Here is a 6,883-nt window from a genome sequence, read left to right as displayed (position 1 = left end):
CTCTTCCCAGTCATAAACTGTTCTAGAGCTTTCTTTTCTAATTCTTGCTGTTCTGTCTTTGTCATCTTATCTGAATAATGTGTAAATTAAAAATTTAGTATTCAGACAAGGTTATATTTACACTCTCATTAATCTTGTTGCGTTCTTCTGTAGATAATATTGATTTAATTTTTTTAGTTTCTTTTTTCTTCTTAATACCATTTATAGGATTGTTGTCCATTACTTCAATCTGATTGAGTTCTTCAAAAAGCATTCTTGTATATGCTCTTATTTTATTGTACCTGTTATTAGACAGATCCTTATTTATCTGAAGATAATCAAGCATTTTTCTAACATCTTTCCTTTTAATCTTTGAAATGGCAGTAGTATTATACCCTAGTTTTTCAATCGCTTCAATTAAGTAGGTAACTACACTTTTGAGGTCTGATTTTGTAGAAGGAGCTACAATAATATTTTTTAATGCAAAATTGAGAGCTTCTTTAATCGATGAGAATTCATCCATGCATCATTAAAATGAACTTCAAATTTGTTAGTTATTGGATTAAAACCTTCCTCTAATCTTTCTTTCTCATTTTTTAGTAAACTACCTCGGGGCAAGCCCGCGAGGCATTTATTGAAAAAGACATTTTGATTTCGAGGCAAGCCTCGGAGCATTTAAATCTCGATTATCGAGTAAAATAGAAATTGCTAGTCTTCTTTCAGAAAGTGTTTTTAGCCTATTAATACCAGATTTTATTCGAATAAATTTACCTCTTGGGTATTTTTCTTTGAATCTTGGATCTCGAAAGTAGTAGCTTATAACCCAATTTTTTTTGAGTTCATTTTTAGAACATTTTTTCCAATTTTTAGGAAAAACAGAAAATTCTCCTCTGTTACAATTGTTTGGTAGTAATATCATATCGTAATTTTTTAAACACTTTTGTGAACACGTTTATAAAACTACTGTGATTAGAAAACTTACTTTTAAAAAAGAAAGCCCTTATAAATAAGGACTTTCTTTAAGGTGGTGCCTCCAGGAATCGAACCAGGGACACAAGGATTTTCAGTCCTTTGCTCTACCAACTGAGCTAAGGCACCTTGCTGTAAGCGGATGCAAATATAGAACGCTTTTTTTAATCCTCAAAAGAAATTTTTAAAAAAATCGTTTTGTACTTTTGCACACTTAGTAAGAATGATATGAATCTGGTAATTGATATAGGTAATACTTCTGTGAAAATAGGTGTTTTTGACAAGATGGTACTCGTTTATAAAAAAACACTTATGAGTAACAATCTCTCAGAAACTATCCCGAAGATTACTAGAGATTACCCACAAGTAGAAAAGGCTATAATTTCTTCGGTATCTAATGTAGAAGAAAAAGATATTAGTATGTTAACAGATGTATTTGACACAATACTCCTTGATCATACGACATTAATGCCTTTTGCGAATCTATATGCGACTCCAGAAACGTTGGGTGTAGACCGATTAGCACTAGTGGCGGCTTCTGTCAATCAGTTTCCAGAGAAAGATGTTCTGATAATTGATACGGGTACCTGTATAACATATGATTTTAAAAATAATAAAGAAGAATATCTTGGTGGAGCGATCGCACCTGGATTAAAACTTAGATATACAAGCTTGAATAATTTTACTTCTAAGTTACCGTTACTTGAATTAAAATTACCTAGAAATCATATCGGGAATAGTACAAATGAAGCAATTCATTCTGGCGTTGTACAAGGTGTTTTATATGAAATAGAAGGTGCAATTGCCGAATATTGCAACACTTACCCTGATTTAACAGTTATTTTAACCGGTGGGGATGCACATTTTTTGTCTAAAAGATTAAAAAATAGCATATTTGCCACCTCTAATTTTTTGTTAGAGGGACTAAATAACATTTTAGCTTTTAATAATAGTCAATGATAAAGAAGATTTTAGTAGTAATTCTGGTAATTCTTACCAGCGGATCTTATGCTCAGGAAGGAACGTCTTCTCCATATTCTTTTTATGGAATAGGGATACAGAAGTTCAAAGGAACAGTAGAAAATAGATCGATGGGGGGATTGAGTATACTTACAGACAGTATTCATCTAAATCTTCAGAATCCAGCATCTTATGGCGAACTAAGGTTAACAACCTACACAATAGGTGCAAATTACAATGGATTAAATCTTGATAATGCCCAGGGAGACGATTCTTATAAAGATAATGCCTCATTAGATTATCTTGCCATTGGTATTCCTGTTGGAAGATTTGGTTTTGGTTTTGGAGTGATTCCAATTAATTCTGTTGGGTATGATACAAGAAGTACAGCAAGTAACGGAGATGAAAGTTTATTTACAGGCAAAGGAGGAATCAATAGAGTATTCGTTTCTGCAGGATTCAAAGTTAACCAGAATTTAAGTGTTGGTTTGGATTTTAATTATAATTTTGGAAATATTGAGAATAAGTCTATTTTAAGACGGTCAGGATTGCAGTTTAATACGAGAGAAATTAGTAACTCTGATTTGTCAGGAGTGAGCATGTCATTGGGAGTTGTCTATAAAAAAATGATAACTGATAAATTAGAATTATCCACTTCTATTGTGTCGACACCATCATTTAAATTAAATTCTGAAAATTCCTTGGAATTAGCTACTATTAGAATTAGAAATGATGGCATAGAATTGGTAGAACAAAGACAAGAAATAGAAGTTGAAGACAGAAATCTGGATTTACCGGCAGAAGTAAAAATTGGAGGAGGAATAGGCCAACCCAAAAAATGGTTTATTGGAGCAGAGTATACATATTTAGATGCCGGCGATTTCGGGAGTAGATCTCCTGCTTTTGAGAATAGTTCTGATAACATTAGTAGCGTTAGGTATGAGAATGCATCAAAATTTGGATTAGGAGGATACTATATCCCTAATTATAACTCCTTGACGAGTTATCTTAATAGGGTGGTCTATCGTGCAGGAATACGATATGAAGAAACAGGTTTAAATATTAACGGTCAATCAATTGATGAGTTTGGCATATCTTTTGGAGTAGGATTACCAGTCGGAAACTTATTTTCTAATGTTAATCTAGGTTTGGAGTTAGGACAACGTGGCACAACCAGTGCTGGGTTAGTAAAGGAAGAATTTTTTAATATCTCCTTAAGTATGTCGTTAAACGATCGATGGTTTAGAAAAATAAAATTTAATTAACTACAATTTATACAGCTATGAATACTAAAGTTTTATTTGCAATAGCAGCAGGGTTAGTTTTAAGCACTACAAATGTTAGTGCTCAGGCTACAGACTGTGCAACTACAGCTTCAATTGCATATGAGCATGCTAAAGTAAAAAATTACGATGCAGCAGAAGAACCATTATGGAAAGTTAGAAAAGAATGCCCTACACACAGTGTTGCTACTTTTCAGTTTGGAAAAAAATTACTAGAATCTAAATATAAAAAGGCAGCAGCAGGAGAAAAAACTGCGTTAGCTAATGATATGATCGCTTTGTGGAAAGAACGTCTTCAATATTTTCCAGCTAAAACAAAAGTTGGTGATATGCATTCTGACATAGGTCAGATCATGTATGATAATAAGATTGGTACCAAAGACAGTCAGTTTGCAGAGTTTGATAAAGCCTATAAAGAAGATAAGACTAATTTTAAAAGACCTAAAAAACTATACACTTATTTTTCCTTGCTAGTAGATTTACAATCTGAAGGAAAAAAAGAACTTCAGGATGTATTTACGCTATATGATGATATTACTGAAAAAATAGAAGATGAAGAAAGTAAGAAAGCAAAAAAAATTGCAACGCTTACAGAAAAAGAAGAATCTGGAGCAACCTTATCATCCAAAGAAAAAAGGTCTCTAAAAAATAATGGAATTAATTTAAAAGCTTTTAGTCAGGTAAAAGGTGGGATCAATCAAAAATTAGGAGAACTTGCTGATTGTAAAAACCTGATACCACTATACAACGGACAATTCGAAGGAAAAAAGACCGATATCAATTGGTTAAAAGGAGCAGCAGGAAGAATGTCTGCAAAAGAATGTACAGAAGATCCGTTATTTTTTAGGCTGGTAGAAGCATTACACAAGGCAGATCCCTCAGCCAAATCGGCATACTACTTAGGGATTTTGGCACTTAAAGATAAAAAGACTACAAAGGCTTTAGAATATTTTAACCAATCAGCTCAGTTAGAAACAAAAGCTAGTGATAAGGCTAAAGTATATTTTAGAATTGGTGAAGTAATGAAAAAGAAAGGTAGTTACGGAAAAGCAAGATCATATTACAAAAAAGCACTCGCTAACAAACCATCATTAGGAACTGCATATTTAAGAATTGCTTCTATGGTAGCAAAAAGTGCTAATAACTGTGGTGCCGACGTGTTTAGCAAAAGAGCAGTATATTGGTTAGCTGCTAATTATGCCAATAAGGGAGCAAAAGTAGATCCTAGTTTGAAGAAAACCGCTGCTGCTGCTGCTGCAAACTACAAAGCCAAAGCACCGTCAAAAACTGATATCTTTAATAATCCAGGGATAACTTCTGTAAAAATAGGATGTTGGATCGGCGAAACAGTTAAAGTGCCAAAACTGTAATGCGAAAAAAAAATCTATATATATTAGTAAACTTTGTCACAGCATTTGCTGTGACATTGTTTTTTTCATGTGGATCAAACAGTACTAAAGAACAAAATTTAAATCTTACTGAAGATGCACCCATAGCCGAAGCTTTTGAAGTAAATCTAAAATTCACTGATTCTGGCAGGCTAACAGCAGTACTCAATACCCCAAAAGTATTAGATTATACAAATAAAAATTTTGGATATAGAGAATTTCCAGAGGGTATTGTCTTAAATATGATAGATAAAGAAGGAAAGGTTAGTATTATAAAATCTGATTATGCAATTACCTATGTACAAACAGGACTAATAGATATGAGAGGTAATGTAGATATAAAGACTGCTGACAGCACCCATCTTATAGCTAAACAATTATACTGGGATCAAAGTATTAACTGGGTATTTACGGATCAACCTTATAAAAGTTATTTTCCAGATGGAACCGTAAATGAAGCTGATGGCTTTGATGCCAATCAGGATTTTACTATATTGAATTCTCGAGTAAATGAAGGAATAATGTTCATCGAGGAATAAATTTATATGATGAAAATTTTTAAATTTTTTGAATTTGCTTACCTGGCAATCATGTGTTTTTTTACATATCAGGCCTATGAAGAGTGGGGTAAAGAAGGTAGTAGAAGCATTTTATATCTATGCTTTGCTGGTGCCGCAATTTTTATGTATTTCTTTAAAAGAAATTTCAGAAAACGATTTGAAGCTAACAACAGAGAAAATTAATGGAGTTGCACGGTATCGTAATTGTATTCTCAGTTATTCTTTCCGCTTTTTTTTCAGGAATGGAAATCGCCTATATTTCTTCTAATAAAATTCATATTGAGTTAGAAAAAAAACAAGCCGGTTTTCTTGCTAATATCCTTACCCGACTCACCAAAAAACCTTCAAAATTTATAGCAACCATGCTTGTAGGTAATAATATTGCCCTGGTAGTATATGGTTTTTATATGGGAGAACTGCTGATGCAAATAATTAGTGGGTACTACCCTAATATGGTAGACGGAATAAGTTTATTGATACAAACAAGTATTTCAACGCTGGTTATTTTATTAACAGCAGAGTTTCTTCCCAAGGTTTTTTTTCAGATATACGCTAACACATTATTAAAAGTTTTTGCAGTACCTGCTTATTTATTTTATATAGTATTCTGGCTTATTTCTTCTTTTGTAATCCGGATATCCGATTTTGTGTTAAAAAAATTCTTTAAAACAGAAGGAGATGAAGTGCAGCTAGCATTCAGTAAAACCGAATTAGGAGATTATATAAATGAACAAATGGAAACAATAGAAGCTGATGACGAGGTGGATAGTGAGATTCAGATTTTTCAGAATGCACTGGATTTTTCAGATGTAAAATCCAGAGAAGTGATGATCCCCCGTACTGAGATTGTGGCTATAGAAAAATCTCGCCCTTTAGAAGAGGTTACCCAGCTTTTTATTGACACAGGACTGTCCAAAATATTAGTGTATAATGATACCGTAGACGATATTATCGGATATATCCATTCTTTTGAATTGTTTAAAAAACCTACATCAATAAAGCCAATCTTATTGCCCGTTGTTTTTGTACCAGAAACTATGTATGTAAAAGATGTACTGAATCTCCTGACCAAGAAACACAAAAGTATTGCTGTCGTTATAGATGAATATGGAGGTACCAGTGGTATCATGACCGTAGAGGATATTGTAGAAGAACTCTTTGGAGAGATTGAGGACGAACATGATTCTATGGATCTGATAGAAGAAAAATTATCCGAAAACCAGTATCGTTTTTCTGCCAGGATGGAAGTAGATTATATAAACGAGACCTATAAATTAAATCTCCCGGAAAGTGAAAATTACGAGACGCTGGGTGGGATGATCGTTAATCATACAGAAGAGATTCCTCAACAAGGAGATATCGTCGATATTGATACCCTTAGAATAAATGTTATTGAGACTTCTAATACCAAAATTGAAATTGTAGTACTGCAAGTACTTGCTGAAGATTAATTTCTTTTTTATCTAATGTTTTTATTGAGCTTTTATAGTACTCAGAGCTGTCCAATTATGAGATTAGGGATAAATTGGTTTTACAGCCTCTAAAAATTGAAGAGTATTCTTACACTGTTTTTTTATAAAAAAATTACCCTCCCCTACATTTAAAAAACTTTAAATCAGAGTTATGCATTCTTTTTTAGTATTATACACCAATAATTAATAGGACCCGGAATATTAATATTAATAAAAAGCAAAAAAAGTTGTAAAGACTTTCTGTCTTTAATTGGTAATATTCTAAGAAAATG

The 6,883-nt window shown here is 32.8% G+C and carries 7 protein-coding genes and 1 tRNA gene; 6 read left to right on the top strand and 2 right to left on the bottom strand.

All coding sequences use genetic code 11. From position 1 onward, the window contains the following. Positions 1-94 precede the first annotated feature (94 nt). Both F0000_RS22745 and F0000_RS22740 read right to left on the bottom strand, forming a co-directional pair. Positions 95-502, bottom strand: a complete 408-nt coding sequence (locus F0000_RS22745) for a hypothetical protein (RefSeq protein ID WP_149627022.1) — start codon at positions 500-502, stop codon at positions 95-97. A gap of 502 nt (positions 503-1,004) precedes the next feature. Further along, a tRNA-Phe gene (locus tag F0000_RS22740) sits at positions 1,005-1,077 on the bottom strand. Positions 1,078-1,146: 69 nt separating this feature from the next. Between F0000_RS22740 and F0000_RS22735 the strand changes: the two genes are divergently transcribed. Genes F0000_RS22735 through F0000_RS22710 form a run of 6 tightly spaced genes read left to right on the top strand, consistent with a single transcriptional unit; the run spans position 1,147 to position 6,590 of the window. Continuing rightward, positions 1,147-1,908 (top strand): type III pantothenate kinase, encoded by a 762-nt coding sequence (locus tag F0000_RS22735; protein WP_368668139.1) that lies wholly within the window; start codon positions 1,147-1,149, stop codon positions 1,906-1,908. After that, positions 1,905-3,173, top strand: a complete 1,269-nt coding sequence (locus F0000_RS22730) for an outer membrane protein transport protein (protein ID WP_149627021.1) — start codon at positions 1,905-1,907, stop codon at positions 3,171-3,173. The genes F0000_RS22735 and F0000_RS22730 overlap by 4 nt, the downstream gene beginning before the upstream one ends. A gap of 17 nt (positions 3,174-3,190) precedes the next feature. Further along, positions 3,191-4,561 (top strand): M48 family metallopeptidase, encoded by a 1,371-nt coding sequence (locus F0000_RS22725; RefSeq protein WP_149627020.1) that lies wholly within the window; start codon positions 3,191-3,193, stop codon positions 4,559-4,561. Beyond that, the gene (lptC, locus tag F0000_RS22720; RefSeq protein ID WP_149627019.1) at positions 4,561-5,118 is read left to right on the top strand and encodes an LPS export ABC transporter periplasmic protein LptC; all 558 of its coding nucleotides are present in this window, start codon (positions 4,561-4,563) and stop codon (positions 5,116-5,118) included. Before F0000_RS22725 ends, lptC begins: the two co-directional genes overlap by 1 nt. A 9-nt stretch (positions 5,119-5,127) precedes the next feature. After that, positions 5,128-5,322 carry a hypothetical protein gene (locus F0000_RS22715; protein ID WP_255452857.1) on the top strand — a complete coding sequence of 65 codons (195 nt, stop codon included), beginning with the start codon at positions 5,128-5,130 and terminating at the stop codon, positions 5,320-5,322. Then, positions 5,322-6,590: a hemolysin family protein gene (locus tag F0000_RS22710; protein WP_149627017.1), complete on the top strand. Its 1,269-nt coding sequence runs from the start codon at positions 5,322-5,324 to the stop codon at positions 6,588-6,590. Before F0000_RS22715 ends, F0000_RS22710 begins: the two co-directional genes overlap by 1 nt. Positions 6,591-6,883: the final 293 nt, after the last annotated feature.

Source organism: Aquimarina sp. RZ0 (assembly GCF_008370685.1).
Lineage (GTDB): Bacteria > Bacteroidota > Bacteroidia > Flavobacteriales > Flavobacteriaceae > Aquimarina.
Note: the sequence above shows the minus strand (reverse complement) of the source record. Positions and strands in the feature narration are given on the sequence as shown.

Coding starts and splice junctions, on each gene's coding strand:
- F0000_RS22730 (WP_149627021.1), top strand. CDS start 1,905: ATGATAAAGAAGATTTTAGTAGTAATTCTGGTAATTCTTACCAGCGGA.
- F0000_RS22745 (WP_149627022.1), bottom strand. CDS start 502: ATGGATGAATTCTCATCGATTAAAGAAGCTCTCAATTTTGCATTAAAA.
- F0000_RS22710 (WP_149627017.1), top strand. CDS start 5,322: ATGGAGTTGCACGGTATCGTAATTGTATTCTCAGTTATTCTTTCCGCT.
- lptC (WP_149627019.1), top strand. CDS start 4,561: ATGCGAAAAAAAAATCTATATATATTAGTAAACTTTGTCACAGCATTT.
- F0000_RS22725 (WP_149627020.1), top strand. CDS start 3,191: ATGAATACTAAAGTTTTATTTGCAATAGCAGCAGGGTTAGTTTTAAGC.
- F0000_RS22715 (WP_255452857.1), top strand. CDS start 5,128: ATGAAAATTTTTAAATTTTTTGAATTTGCTTACCTGGCAATCATGTGT.